General features: G+C 72.0%; 9 protein-coding genes and 1 rRNA gene. 6 read left to right on the top strand and 4 right to left on the bottom strand.

What is annotated here, in order from left to right:
• Positions 1–73 precede the first annotated feature (73 nt).
• Together ACZ6R9_RS31250 and ACZ6R9_RS31255 are read right to left on the bottom strand one after the other, a co-directional pair.
• Positions 74–712 carry a response regulator gene (locus ACZ6R9_RS31250; RefSeq protein WP_380488803.1) on the bottom strand — a complete coding sequence of 213 codons (639 nt, stop codon included), beginning with the start codon at positions 710–712 and terminating at the stop codon, positions 74–76.
• Between the two features lie 201 nt (positions 713–913).
• Positions 914–5389, bottom strand: a complete 4476-nt coding sequence (locus ACZ6R9_RS31255) for a HAMP domain-containing protein (RefSeq protein WP_380488804.1) — start codon at positions 5387–5389, stop codon at positions 914–916.
• A 374-nt stretch (positions 5390–5763) separates the two neighbouring features.
• On the opposite strand from ACZ6R9_RS31255, the gene ACZ6R9_RS31260 reads away from it, so the two are divergent.
• The 6 genes from ACZ6R9_RS31260 to ACZ6R9_RS31285 all read left to right on the top strand — a co-directional run bounded on the left by ACZ6R9_RS31260 (position 5764) and on the right by ACZ6R9_RS31285 (position 12769).
• Positions 5764–8454 (top strand): SpoIIE family protein phosphatase, encoded by a 2691-nt coding sequence (locus tag ACZ6R9_RS31260; RefSeq protein WP_465541955.1) that lies wholly within the window; start codon positions 5764–5766, stop codon positions 8452–8454.
• 293 nt (positions 8455–8747) lie between these two features.
• Positions 8748–9302, top strand: a complete 555-nt coding sequence (locus tag ACZ6R9_RS31265) for a GPR1/FUN34/YaaH family transporter (protein ID WP_465541935.1) — start codon at positions 8748–8750, stop codon at positions 9300–9302.
• Positions 9303–9469: 167 nt separating this feature from the next.
• A complete protein-coding gene (locus ACZ6R9_RS31270; RefSeq protein ID WP_380488798.1) occupies positions 9470–9859 on the top strand; it encodes a GntR family transcriptional regulator in 390 nt (129 codons plus the stop codon).
• On the top strand, positions 9856–10746 hold the full coding sequence (locus ACZ6R9_RS31275; RefSeq protein WP_465541937.1) for an ABC transporter ATP-binding protein: 891 nt from the start codon (positions 9856–9858) through the stop codon (positions 10744–10746). The genes ACZ6R9_RS31270 and ACZ6R9_RS31275 overlap by 4 nt, the downstream gene beginning before the upstream one ends.
• Positions 10743–11744: an ABC transporter permease subunit gene (locus ACZ6R9_RS31280; RefSeq protein WP_465541939.1), complete on the top strand. Its 1002-nt coding sequence runs from the start codon at positions 10743–10745 to the stop codon at positions 11742–11744. The genes ACZ6R9_RS31275 and ACZ6R9_RS31280 overlap by 4 nt, the downstream gene beginning before the upstream one ends.
• A gap of 158 nt (positions 11745–11902) precedes the next feature.
• Positions 11903–12769 (top strand): transcriptional regulator, encoded by an 867-nt coding sequence (locus ACZ6R9_RS31285; RefSeq protein WP_465541941.1) that lies wholly within the window; start codon positions 11903–11905, stop codon positions 12767–12769.
• Between the two features lie 13 nt (positions 12770–12782).
• Here the strand turns inward: ACZ6R9_RS31285 and ACZ6R9_RS31290 are convergent, their stop codons facing one another.
• Positions 12783–13685 carry a phosphatase PAP2 family protein gene (locus ACZ6R9_RS31290; RefSeq protein ID WP_465541943.1) on the bottom strand — a complete coding sequence of 301 codons (903 nt, stop codon included), beginning with the start codon at positions 13683–13685 and terminating at the stop codon, positions 12783–12785.
• An 80-nt stretch (positions 13686–13765) separates the two neighbouring features.
• Positions 13766–13852 (bottom strand): 5S ribosomal RNA (gene rrf / locus ACZ6R9_RS31295); the annotation flags it as partial.

The following is a 13852-nucleotide window of genomic DNA, read 5'->3' on the forward strand; positions in this document are numbered from 1 at the left end:
CTTCGGCGGGTTGCGCCGCCGACGCGCCGTCAGCGACCCGTGAACCACCCGGACGAGTGACGCTGATGGCCGTTCAGTTCGCGCCGGGGCGCAGCGCGTCCAGGGCCCGGCGCAGGCCGGCCAGTTTGCGCTCCAGGTGGGCGGCGGTCGCGGCGGCGCCGGCGCTGTCGGCGGTGGCGTCGAGCTGCTTGGTGAGCGCCTCGGCCTGTTCCTCGACGGCGGCCAGCCGGGCCGACAGCTCGCCGAGCAGCGCCCCGCCGATGGCCGGTTCCTCGTCCGTCTCCAGTTGCAGGCGCAGCAGCGCGGCCTGCTCCTTGAGCTGGGTGTTCTTCACGTAGAGGTCGACGAAGACGGAGACCTTGGCGCGCAGCACCCACGGGTCGAAGGGCTTCGAGATGTAGTCGACCGCGCCGGCCGCGTAGCCGCGGAAGGTGTGGTGCGGACCGTGGTTGATCGCGGTCAGGAAGATGATCGGAATGTCCCTGGTCCGCTCGCGGCGCTTGATGTGCGCGGCGGTCTCGAAGCCGTCCATGCCGGGCATCTGGACGTCCAGCAGGATGACCGCGAAATCGTCGGTGAGGAGCGCCTTGAGCGCCTCCTCGCCCGAGGAGGCGCGCACGAGCGTCTGGTCGAGCGCGGAGAGGATCGCCTCCAGGGCGAGCAGGTTCTCCGGACGGTCGTCGACCAGGAGGATCTTCGCCTTCTGCACCAGGACCCGCCCTCCTGCCGGTTGTTTCCCCAGAGCGGGCACCTTCGTGCCGCCCATCACTGCCCCGGTCATGCTAGCCGTACCCCCTTGCCTGCCACAGGCCCGGTGCCGGCCGTCACCGTCCGGTCACTGTTGGCAACGACGGGTGACCTTACCGGGTTCCCGGCCGGGGCCGCCAGCGTGGGCGGCCCCGTCGGGCGGCGGTTACCTGACGGGCAGGTGTTGGCGCATCACCGCCAGCAGGTGGTCGGTCTCCACCGGCTTGGTGATGTGGTCGGTGGCGCCGGCCTGGAGGCTCTTCTCCCGGTCGCCCTTCATCGCCTTGGCGGTCAGCGCGATGATCGGCAGCCCGGAGAACCGGGGCATCCGGCGGATCTGCTCGGTGGTCGCGTAGCCGTCCAGCTCCGGCATCATGATGTCCATCAGCACCAGGGCGACGTCCTCGTGCCCTTCGAGCATCTCGATGCCCTCGCGGCCGTTCTCGGCGTACAGCACGGTCAGGCCGTACTGCTCCAGCACGCTGGTGAGGGCGAACACGTTGCGGATGTCGTCGTCGACGATCAGCACCCGCTCGCCGTCGAAGCGGACCGGGGTGCCGGCGTTGGTGCGCACCGGGTCGCCCTGGCGCGGGATGCTCTCCTCGGCCGGGCGCGGGGCCTCCTCGGAGCGGGCGGTGCGGCGGCGCTCCAGGGTGGAGCGGCGGCGTTCCTCGACCAGGCCGCGGGCCTCCTGGGTCCACTGCTCGGCGGGCGTACGGGAGGGCTCCAGGGCGCGCGGCACGGCGCCGCGCTCCAGGGCGACCGGCTCGGGGCCCTCGCTGCGCAGCGGCAGGTAGAGGGTGAAGGTGGAGCCGCCGCCGAGTTCGCTGGCCACGTGGATCTCGCCGCCCAGCAGCCGGGCGATCTCCCGGCTGATGGACAGGCCCAGGCCGGTGCCGCCGTACTTGCGGCTGGTGCCGCCGTCGGCCTGCTTGAACGCCTCGAAGATCTCCCGCAGCTTGTTGCCGGGGATGCCGATGCCGGTGTCGGAGACCGAGAAGGCGATCAGCTGCTCGTCGGGATCGGCGATGGTGCCGGTCTCCAGCAGTTGCTCGCGCACGTGCTGAGGGGTGTCCGGGCCGGCCACCGGGCGGATCATCAGCTCGACCGCGCCGGCGTCGGTGAACTTCACCGCGTTGGACAGCAGGTTGCGCAGCACCTGCTGGAGGCGCTGCTCGTCGGTGTGCAGGGTGACCGGCAGGTCCGGGGAGACCCGCACCGCGAAGTCCAGGTTCTTCTCGGCGGTGAGCGGCCGGAACGCGGCCTCCACGTAGTCGACCAACTGGACCAGGGCGATCCGGGCCGGGCGGACGTCCATCTTGCCGGCCTCGACCTTGGACAGGTCGAGGATGTCGTTGATCAGCTGGAGCAGGTCGCTGCCCGCGCCGTGGATGGTCTCGGCGAACTCGACCTGCTTGGCGGACAGGTTGCCCTCGTTGTTGTCGGAGAGCAGCTTGGCCAGGATCAGCAGCGAGTTGAGCGGGGTGCGCAGCTCGTGCGACATGTTGGCGAGGAACTCGCTCTTGTAGCGGGAGGCCAGCGCGAGCTGTTCGGCGCGCTCCTCGAGGATCTGCCGGGCCTCCTCGATCTCGCTGTTCTTGATCTCGATGTCGCGGTTCTGCTGGGCGAGTTGCTCGGCCTTCTCCTGCAACTCCTCGTTGGTGCGCTCCAGTTCCTCCTGGCGGGCCTCCAGCTCGGCCGAGCGCATCGACAACTCGGCGGTCAGCCGCTGGGATTCCAGCAGCAGGCCCTCGGTCTTGGTGTTGACCGAGATGGTGTTGACGGTGACGCCGATCTGGTCGGCGATCTGGATCAGGAAGTCCAGTGCGACGGTGGTGAAGCTGGAGAAGGTGGCGAGTTCGATCACGCCGAGCAGCCGGTCCTCGAACAGCACCGGCATCACCACCACGTGTGCCGGGGAGGACTCGCCGAGGCCGGAGGAGATCTTCAGGTACCCGGGCGGGGTCTCCTTCAGCACGATCGGCCGCTTCTCCACCGCGGCCTGCCCGATCAGGCCCTCGCCGAGCCGGAACGTGGTGGGCATGGTGCGCCGGTGGTAGCCGTAGGAGCCGATCAGGCGCAGCACGATGTCGTTCTCGTCGTCGTCCTCGGTGACGAGTTCGGCGGTGCGGCCGGCGGGTTGGGCGAGGAAGAACGCGCCGTGCTGGGCGGAGACCACCGGGGTGAGTTCGCTCATGATCAGCGAGGCGACGGCGGACAGGTCGCGGCGGCCCTGGAGCAGGCCGGACATCCGGGCCAGGTTGGACTTCAGCCAGTCCTGTTCCTTGTTGGTCCGGGTGGTCTCGCGCAGGTTGGCGATCATCTGGTTGATGTTGTCCTTGAGCTCGTCGAGCTCGCCGGACGCGTCCACGTTGATCCGCAGCGACAGGTCGCCCCTGGTGACGGCGGTGGCGACCTGGGCGATCGCGCGCACCTGCCGGGTCAGGTTGTTGGCGAGTTCGTTCACCGATTCGGTGAGGTCCTGCCAGGTGCCGGCCACGCCGGGGACGCGGGCCTGGCCGCCGAGCCGGCCGTCGGTGCCGACCTCGCGGGCGACCCGGGTGACCTCGTCGGCGAACGCGGACAGCTGGTCGACCATGGTGTTGATGCTGGTCTTGAGCTCCAGGATCTCGCCGCGGGCGTCCACGTCGATCTTCTGCGAGAGGTCGCCGCGGGCCACCGCGGTGATGACGAGCGCGATGTTGCGGACCTGGCCGGTGAGGTTGTTGGCCATCAGGTTGACGTTCTCGGTCAGGTCCTTCCAGATGCCGGCCACGCCCGGCACCCCGGCCTGGCCGCCCAGGATGCCGTCGGTGCCCACCTCGCGGGCCACCCGGGTCACCTCGAAGGCGAACGCCGAGAGCTGGTCGACCATGGTGTTCAGGGTGTCGGCGAGCGCCGCGACCTCGCCGGCCGCATCGACCGCGATCTTCTTGGACAGGTCGCCGCGGGCCACCGCGGACGCCACCTCGGCGATGTTGCGCACCTGGGAGGTGAGGTTGGACGCCATCAGGTTGACGTTGTCGGTCAGGTCGCGCCAAATGCCGGAGACGCCGGAGACCCGGGCCTGGCCGCCCAGGATGCCGTCGGTACCGACCTCACGGGCCACCCGGGTCACCTCGTCGGCGAACGCGGACAGCTGCTCCACCATGGTGTTCACGGTGGTGACGAGTTCGCGGATCTCACCCTTGGCATCGACGGTGATCTTCTTGGAGACGTCGCCGCGGGCCACCGCGGTGGTCACCTCGGCGATCGAACGCACCTGGCTGGTCAGGTTGTTGGCCATCAGGTTGACCGAGTTGGTGAGGTCCTTCCAGGTGCCGGACACCCCGGGCACGCTGGCCTGGCCGCCGAGGATGCCCTCGGTGCCGACGTCCCGGGCGACCCGGGTGACCTCGTCGGCGAAGGCCGAGAGCTGGTCGACCATGGTGTTGATGGTGTTCTTCAGCTCCAGGATCTCGCCGCGCGCATCGACCTGGATCTTCTGCGACAGGTCGCCCTTGGCGACCGCGGTGGTCACCTGGGCGATGTTGCGCACCTGCGAAGTCAGGTTGTTGGCCATCGAGTTGACGTTCTCGGTCAGGTCCTTCCAGACCCCGGCCACGCCCGGCACCTGCGCCTGACCGCCGAGGATGCCCTCGGTACCGACCGCGCGCGCCACCCGGGTCACCTGCTCGGCGAAGCCGGACAGCTGATCGACCATGGTGTTGATGGTGTTCTTCAGTTCGAGGATCTCGCCCCGGGCGTCCACCTCGATCTTGCGCGACAGGTCGCCCTTGGCGACCGCGGTGGTCACCTCGGCGATGTTGCGGACCTGCGCGGTCAGGTTGGCGGCCATGAAGTTCACCGAGTCGGTCAGGTCGCGCCACACACCGGCCACGCCCGACACCTGCGCCTGACCGCCCAGCCGGCCCTCGGTGCCCACGTCGCGGGCCACCGTGGTGACCTGCGCGGCAAAGGAGTTGAGCTGGTCCACCATGGTGTTGACGGTGTTCTTCAGCTCCAGCATCTCACCGTCCACGTCGACGGTGACCTTGCGCGACAGGTCGCCCCGGGCCACCGCGGTGGTCACCTCGGCGATGTTGCGCACCTGCGCGGTCAGCCGGCCGGCCATGGTGTTGACCGAGTCGGCCAGGTCCTTCCAGGAACCGGAGACGCTGCGCACCCGGGCCTGGCCGCCGAGCTTGCCCTCGGTGCCGACCTCGATCGCCACCCGGGTCACCTGCTCGGTGAACTCGCTCAGCTGGTCGACCAGTCCGTTCACGGTGCGGCCGACCTTCAGGAACTCGCCGCGCAGCGGGTAGCTGGCGCCGGTGGTGTGCACCGAGCGCAGCTCCATGGTCTGCGTCAGGTCGCCCTCGGCGATCGAGGACAGCACCCGGCCGACCTCGGCCATCGGCCGGGCCAGGTCGTCGATCAGCGCGTTGCAGTTGTCGACGGCCGCCATCCAGGCGCCCTCGCCGACGCCGGTCTCCAGCCGCTCGGACAGCCGGCCCTCGCGGCCCACCGCCCGCCGCACCCGGGCCAGTTCACCCGTCAGGTGCTGGTTGCGCTCGGCGACCTCGTTGAACACCGCGGCGATCTCCGCCAGCAGGCCGTCGCCCGGGAAGGTCAGCCGGCGGCGGAAGTTGCCGTCGCGCATCGCGGTCAGCGCGGCCAGCAGCTTGCGCAGCTCCGCGGGCTCCGCGCCGCGCCCGGGGCCCTGGCGTCGGCCGCCGGCCCGGGCGGGCGGCGCCGACCGCGTGCCGCGCGCAGCGGCCGTCGTGCTTCCGGACACGTCCTTGGTCGCCGAACTCAACGGGGCCCTCCCAGGTCCTCACTGTCACCGCGGCGGAAGGGCCGGAGAACGGCCCGTCGATTCCCCGCCGTCCCCTCGACCGTACGGCGGTGGTGACGGCACACGGACCCCCCAGTGTGACAGCACTGGCACCCGGTGTCGGACCGGTTGCCGAGGGTTTTCCCGGGCGATCAGGGGAACGACCGGAGAAAGTCGTGAAGGAAATCACCCCCAGGGGCTTGTTTCAGCGCCCCGCCCCCGCGGGGTACCAACCGGAAAGTAGGGTGGAGGGCCGCACCGGGTCGAGGCGACCCCGCCCTGGCCGCCGCAGTGCCCGACCCACCCGCCCTACCAGCAGCAGAGGAGACGTGGCCGTGGTCACCGCGCGCGCAGCCGCCACCTTCGAACCGGTCGACCGGTCGGCCGCCGCGGCCCGCGGCTTCGTCCGGGACGCCCTGCTCGGGTGGGACCTGCCCGAGGTGGTGGACGACGCCGTGGTGCTGGTCAGCGAACTCGTCACGAACGCCGTGGTGCACGCCGGGACGGCCGCCGAGGTGGCCTGCCTGCGCGAGGAGGACACCGTCCGGATCGAGGTCAGCGATCGGCACCCGGAACGCGGCCAGACCTCGTTCGCCAACGTGACGCTCAACTCGGACCGGTACGGCGACCCGGACAGCGAAGGCGGCCGCGGGCTGCTCATGTGCTCGGCGCTGTCCAGCAGTTGGGGCATCGAGTACGCGGCCGGGCGGAAGACCGTCTGGTTCCGCCTCGCCCTGCCCCAGCAGCAGCCCGGCACCCGGTACGTCCTGCCCAGCCTGCCCGGCGGCGAACTGCCCGCCGCGGACGGGCCGGTGCGGGTCGGCGTGGTCCAACTCGACGACCACGGGCGGATCCGGCACTGGAACGCCGACGCCGAATCGCTCTTCCGGCTCCCCGCCGACGCCGTGTTCGGCCGCCCCTGGGCCGAACTCGCCGTCTGGCCGCAGACCCCCGGCCTCGGCCTCGGCGACACCCTGCGCCTCGCCCGCTGGGAGGGCAGCTACACGGTGCGCTGCGGCGACGGCTCCGCCCGCGAGGTGTACGGCGCCCACGTCCGGCTGCGCGACAGCGGCGGCGCGCCGATCGTGCTGTGCCTGCTGGTGCGCGAGTCCGACCGGGCGGTGCTGCGCACCCCGGGCACCGCCGCCTCCGCCGAGGCCGCCACCACCGCCGTCGAACCGCTCGACCTGCTGGTCGGCCCGGTCTCCCCCGAGGACCTGTCCAGCCTGCTGCAGCGGATCGTCGAACGCGCCCGCGACCTGCTCGACGCGGACGCCGCCTACCTGATGCTCACCAGCGAGGACGAGACCGAGTTCGAACTGCGCGCCGCCACCGGCCTGGCCGGCCCGGCCCGCCGCTTCGCCCGGCTGCCGATCGACGGCGGCGCCGGCCGCTTCGACTCGGCCCGGCTCCCGGCCGTCCACGAGGACCTCGCGGTGCGGCCCGGCGCCGCGCCGCTGCTGGCCGGCACCGACCTGCGCTCGCTGATCACCGTCCCGCTGAAGGTCGAGGGCCGCCTGACCGGCTCGCTCGGGGTGGCCGCCGCCCCGCCCGGCCGCTACGACAACGAGGACGCGCTGCGCCTGCAGTTCGCCGCCGACCGCATCGCCCTCGCGCTGGAGAGCGCCCGGCTCGGCGAGTTGGAGCGGCTGCGGCGCGGCTCGCTGTCCTTCCTGGTGGAGGCCTCCGACCTGCTCGCGGGCACCCTGGAGCACGAGCAGACGCTCGCCCTGATGGCGCAGATGGCGATTCCCACCCTGGCGTCCTGGTGCGCCGTCTACACCACCGCGGACGCCGCCGCCGGCTCCGAACTCGCCTTCGTGCTGCACGAGGACGAGGACCGGATCGACGCGCTGCGCGCCCTGCTCGACAAGACCGCCGCCCCGGAGGCGGTGTACAGCCCCGGCGCCCGCCCCTGGACGGCGCCCGCCGACACCGCCCGCGCGCTGGGCCTGGCCGACAGCCCCGCACTGGCCGGGTTGCTCGGCGAGACGGTGGTGCTGCCGCTGTCCGCCCGCAACCGGGTGATCGGCCTGCTGGTGCTCGGCACCCGGCGCGGCGTCCGGTTCCGCCAGGAGATCCTGGAACTCGGCGAGGACCTGTCCCGCCGCGCCGCCCTGGCGCTCGACAACTCCCGCCTGTACTCGGAGCGCACCGCCACCTCGCAGGCCTTCCAGCGCGCCCTGCTGCCGCCGGAGCTGCCGAAGATCCCCGGCGTCGAGGTCGAGGTGTTCTACCAGGCCGCCGGCGAGGGCAACGAGGTCGGCGGCGACTTCTACGACCTGTTCCCGATCCGCGAGGGCACCTACGGCTTCGCCATCGGCGACGTCTGCGGCACCGGCCCCGAGGCCGCCTCCGTCACCGGCCTGGCCCGCCACTCGCTGCGCCTGCTGGCCCGCGAGGGCCTGAGCGCCCCGCAGGTCCTCACCCGGCTGAACGCGGCCATCCTGGACGAGGGCAGCCGGGCGCGCTTCCTCACCCTGCTGTACGGTGAGTTGACGCCCCGCGAGGACGGCTCGACCGCGCTGTCCCTGGTCTGCGCCGGCCACCCGCTGCCGCTGCGGCTGCGCACCGACGGTCAGGTCGACCAGGCCGCCTCGCCGCAGCCGCTGCTCGGCGTGATGGACGAACTCGACCTGACCGCCGAGGAGTTGGTGCTCGCCCCGGGCGAGGTGCTGCTGTGCGTCACGGACGGCGTCACCGAACGGCGGGAGGGCCGCCGGATGCTCGGCGACGACGGCCTGATCGAGGTGCTGACCGGCTGCGCGGGCCTGACCGCAGGCGCGGTCGCCGCCCGGGTGCACCGCGCGGTGGAGCGCTTCGCGCCCGAGCCGCCGTCCGACGACATGGCGATCCTGACCCTGCGTATCCCGACCCAGCGGCTCAACTAGGGCCTGTCCGGCCGATCTTGCCGTGCGCGCAGGTCCTAGTCACGTTTTGCTCACACTTGCTCGCCCCGGCGGTTCACAAGGGTACAAATCCCCGGGGCCGGGTAGACCGTAGGCGCCGGGGGATTCCACCCCGGAGGGCATCGACCGGCGGCTGAGCCGCCGGTTCTCTCATTCCGCCGCAGCCGCCGCACCCGTCTTCGGTGCGCCCACGACCCGGCACCCGGAACCACCTCGCACACCCACCCTTCACCGCGATCTCGCCATGCCCTGGCGCAGAGTGAAAGGAGCCTCCGGTGAGCAATGACGCCTCCGGGGCGAACGCCCGATCCGCAGACGCGGGTCCACTCGGTTACCTGGCCCTCGGTCTCACCCTGCTCGCGTACGGCCTGCTCGGCACCGGTGCACTCAGCGGCACCTCGGTCGGCGGCGCCTCCTCGCTGGCCCACCTGGTCGGCGGGGTGACGCTGTTCGTCGCCGGCCTGTGGCAGTTCCGCGGCGGCGACCGCTTCAGCGGCACCGCGTTCACCGCCCTCGGCGCCTTCTGGGCGACCTGGGCGGCGGCCGGCGGGGCCGGCCGGCACACCGCGGGCCTGTTCCTGCTGCTGTGGGCGCTGCTGGCGCTCACCCTGACCGCCGCCTCCTGGGGCGACGGCCTGCTCGCCCGCGCGGTCTACGGCCTGCTGACGCTCTCCCTGGTGCTCAGCGCCATCGGCGTCCTCAGCGACACCGGCGGCTGGGGCAAGGTCGGCGCCTGGGTCGCCGCCCTCTCCGGCCTGGCCTCCTGGTACTGGGCCACCGCCACCCTCACCGGCGGACGCTGGGGCCGGCTGGCACTCCCGGTCAAGTAACCGCCGCACTCCCCGAGGCCCGGACGCCACCCCCACGGCGCCCGGGCCTCGGCATGTCCGCGCCCGCCCGCATCTGCGCTGGTCAACGCCATTGGTGAATCCTTGACTTGACGAACTGTCGGCCCGTCAGTTCTATAGTGCTAGGAAGCTAGATAAATGAGGTTGTGGTGATCGAGTTCCACATCGAGCCCCGGTCCGGTGTCGCCCCCTACCTGCAACTGGTCCACCAAGTACGACAGGCCCTCCGACTGGGCCTGCTGCACCAGGGCGACCGGCTGCCGAAGGTCAAGGACGTCGCGGCCAAGGTCGCGATCAACCCCAACACCGTGCTCAAGGCTTACCGCCAACTGGAGAACGAGGGCCTGGTCTCCCCCAAGCCCGGCGTCGGCACCTTCGTCACCGGCACGCTCGGCGACCCCGCCACGTCCGAACACGAGCCGCTGCGACAGGAGTTGCGTCGCTGGCTGGCCTCGGCCCGGGCCGCCGGACTGGACCCGGAGTCCATCGAGGCCCTCTTCCTCCAAACCTTCCGAAGCACCGTCGAAGAGGAGCGATGACCGCGATCGTCGAAACCCGGGCGCTGACCAAGCGCTACGGCCGCCGCACGGCCCTGGCCGACTGCACCCTGACCGTCCCCGCCGGACGCGTCGTCGGGCTGGTCGGCCCCAACGGCGCCGGCAAGTCCACCCTGCTGCAACTCACCTGCGGCCTGCTCACCCCCACCAGCGGCACCGTCGAGGTGTTCGGCCGACCCCCGGCCGCCGACGCCGCCCAACTCGGCAGGGTGGGCTTCGTCGCCCAGGACACCCCCACCTACGCCGCCCTGACCATCGACGACCACCTGTGCCTGGGCGCCAAGCTCAACCCCCGCTGGGACGCCGCCCTCGCCGACCGCCGCATCCGGCAACTCGGCCTCGACCCCACCCAGCGGGCCGGCCGCCTCTCCGGCGGCCAACGCGCCCAGCTCGCCCTCACCCTCGCCGTCGCCAAACGCCCCGAACTGCTGCTGCTCGACGAACCGGTGGCCGCCCTCGACCCGCTCGCCCGGCGCGCCTTCCTGCAGAGCCTGATGGAGTTCGTCGCCGAATCCGAGTCGCAGGCCACCGTGGTGCTCTCCTCCCACCTGGTCTCCGACCTGGAACGGGTCTGCGACCACCTGATCGTGCTGGCCGGCTCCCGCATCCAGGCCGACGGCGAGATCGACGACCTGCTCGCCACCCACTTCCGGCTCACCACCGCCCGCCGCGACGCCGACACCCTGCCGGCCGGCATGCGGGTGGTGCACGCCGAACACACCGAACGCCAGAGCACCTTCGTGGTCCGCGCCGACGCCGCCGTCCACGACCCGTCCTGGGTGATGGAGCCGCTCGGCCTGGAAGACCTGGTCCTCGCCCACCTCGAAGCCACCGCCGACCCCCGACCCGCCCTGGAGCCCCAGCGATGACCTGGCTGACCTGGCGTCAGTTCCGCGCCCAGTTCCTGGTGGCCGCCGCCGTACTCGCCGCCGCCACCGTCTTCCTGCTGATCTCCGGCCTGGACCTGCGGGACAAGTACCACGACCTGACCTCCGGCTGCCCGGGCGGCGGCTGCGCCGATGGGAACCAGCTGGTCGACACCTTTGCCTTCCCCTACTGGACGGGCACCGCCCTGGTCATCGTGGTACCCGCACTCATCGGGGCCTTCTGGGGAGCGCCGCTGATCGCCCGTGAGCTGGAGACCGGCACGTACCGGCTGATCTGGAACCAGGGCATCGGCCGCGGCCGATGGCTGGCCGTCAAGCTGCTGCTGGTCGGCGCCACCGCAGTGATCATCACCGGGCTGCTCAGCCTGCTGGTGTCCTGGTTCGCCTCCCCGCTGGACCACCTCAACCACGACCGCTTCAACCCTTTGCTGTTCGCCTCCCGCGGCATCGTCCCGCTCGGCTACGCCGCGTTCGCCGTCGCCCTCGGCAGCTGCCTCGGTCTGTTCCTGCGCCGCACCGTCGCCGCGATGGCCGTCACCCTGGCCGTCTTCGCCGCCGTCCAGGTGCTCGTCCCGCTCGCCGTCCGCCCGCACCTCGAACAGCCCGTGCACGCCGTGGTCGCGCTGGACGCCGCCACCCTGAGGTCCGCGCGGACGCTCGGCTTCACCGGCTCCCACGGACCGTCCGCCACCTTCGTCGCCGGCATCGACATGCCCGGCGCGTGGATGCTCTCCGACGCCTCCCCCGTCCGCGACAGCACCGACCGGACCCTCACCTTCGGCACCCAGCCGTGCGACAACGGCAACCACGAACCGCCGTCCGAGAACTGCCTCGCCCACGCGAACCTGCACATCGCCATCGACTACCAGCCCGCTGACCGCTACTGGCCGTTCCAGTGGATCGAGACCGCGATCTTCCTCGCCCTCACCGCCGGCCTGGCCGCCCTCACCACCTGGGGCCTGCGCCGCCGCCTCGGCTGACGCCCCGGACAGGACGCGGCCGAAGCCAACGCAACTGGCTTCGGCCGCCGCTCCACCCTAAGACCCACCGAGTCACCAGGAGAACCGCCGACGGGCGATCCCACAAACCGCTCCCGGCCCACCGGCCGATTGCTACTGTCTCCGTTCGGAGGCGACGCATGGGCCAGTGGCAGGTGAGCACGGAGACACTCGCCGCATGCCGTTTCGCGTTCTCTCCACTGGTCGAGACCGTCGCCACCCTCGGCATCCTCGCCGAGATCCGGCCCGAACCCTGGCGCCGGGCCTGGCTCGCCACCCGCCGGCCCGCGTTCCAGCAGCACCTCGCCACCACGCCCCACCTCTCCGACTGGCTTACCGCCCGCCAGGCCGCCCACTGGCCCACCGAGTTCCACCTCCCCCCGCCCGACCCGGACGCCGCCCCCCACGGACTCGACCTCAGCGGGCTCGACCTGGCCCCCGCCCTCGCCGAGCTCCTCGACTGGACCTGGCAGCACGTCGTCCACCCCGAATGGCCGGCCCGCCTGCGCACCCTGCGCGCCGACGCCACCGCCCGCCGCCGCCTCGCCGACCACCACGGCTGGCCTGCCGCCCTCCCCGCGCTCGGCCCCCGGCACCGCTGGCTCTCCACCGGTCGACTCCAGCTCACCGTCCCCGCCGACGAACTCCCGGACGGCGAGCTGCTGTTCGTCCCGACCGGCGCCCGCCACGGGTGGATCACCCAGGACGCCACCCGCGTCGCCGTGATCTACCCGATCTCCGCCGCGCCCGTCCCCACCCCGCGCACGCCGCCCGCCAGCCTCGGCCGCCTGCTCGGCAGCGCCCGCGCCGAACTGCTCGCCGGCCTCGACCGCCCGCGCGACACCGTCCAGCTCGCCACCCTCACCGGCCTCGGCCCCGCCGCCGTGGACGACCACCTCACCGTCCTGCTCGACGCCCGCCTGGTCGCCCGCGCCCACTCCGGCACCGCCGGCCGCTACTACCGCACCGCCCTCGCCGAGGCCCTGCTCTCCGCCCAGACCGGCTGAACCCGCCGACCCGTCAGCCCTCCACCGCGCTGGGCTCCCGCTGCTGCTCGTGGTCCTGGTTCTTGGGACGCGCCTCCACGGCCTGCTCAGCCCCGACACGCGCCGCCGCCTCCGGCCGACGCCACCCCGACAGGGCCGCCTGCACCAGGTAGACGGTCAGCAGGATCGCCAGCGCCACCAGCCCGTCCGCCCAGAAGTGGTTGGCCGTCACCACGACCACCCACACCGTCACCAGCGGATGCAGCACCATCAGCCACCGCCACGGCCCACGGGCGACCGCGATCACCGCCACCGCCGCGATCACGCACCACGCCACGTGCACCGAGGGCATCGCCGACAACTGGTCAGCCACCACCCCGGCGACCGCACTGCCGTACACAGACTGCCCGTACTGCGCCGCCAGATCCACGAACCCGTTCCCCGGCAGCATCCGCGGCGGCGCCACCGGAACGAACTGGACCAGCAGACACACCGCCGTGGTCGCCACCACCGTGGTCCGCACCCACGCGTACCGCTGACGGTGCCGTAGGAACAGCCACAACAGCACGATCAGCATCACGCCGAAGTGCATCGTCGCGTAGTAGTAGTTCGCCGCCTGCACCAGCCACGGATGCCCCACCACCGCCCGCTGCCAGCCCGCCTCGTCCGGCAGCCCGAAACTCGCCTCCGTCCGGTGGATCCAGTCCGCCCGATCCAGCGCATGCTCCGTCCCCACCAGCGACAAGTGCCCGACCACCTGCCACAGCGCGAACAACGCCAGCAGCGTCCCCGCCTCCCGCAGCACATCCGCCACACCACTCCCGCGCCCCCCGGCGCCGCCCCGCCGCACCACGCCCCGCCTGACGGCGAACGCCGCACCGTACAACGCCGTGGAAGCCACGGCCGAGGTTTGCCAGGTCAGGGTCAGGTTCTGCATTGGCGAAGGGTATCCGGAAATTCCCCGGAAACGCGAAGAAGCCCCCTGACTTCCCGTCAGGGGGCTTCTTCTGAATAATTGTTCGGCGGCGTCCTACTCTCCCACAGGGTCCCCCCTGCAGTACCATCGGCGCTGTGAGGCTTAGCTTCCGGGTTCGGAATGTAACC

The organism is Kitasatospora sp. NPDC048662, from assembly GCF_055587065.1.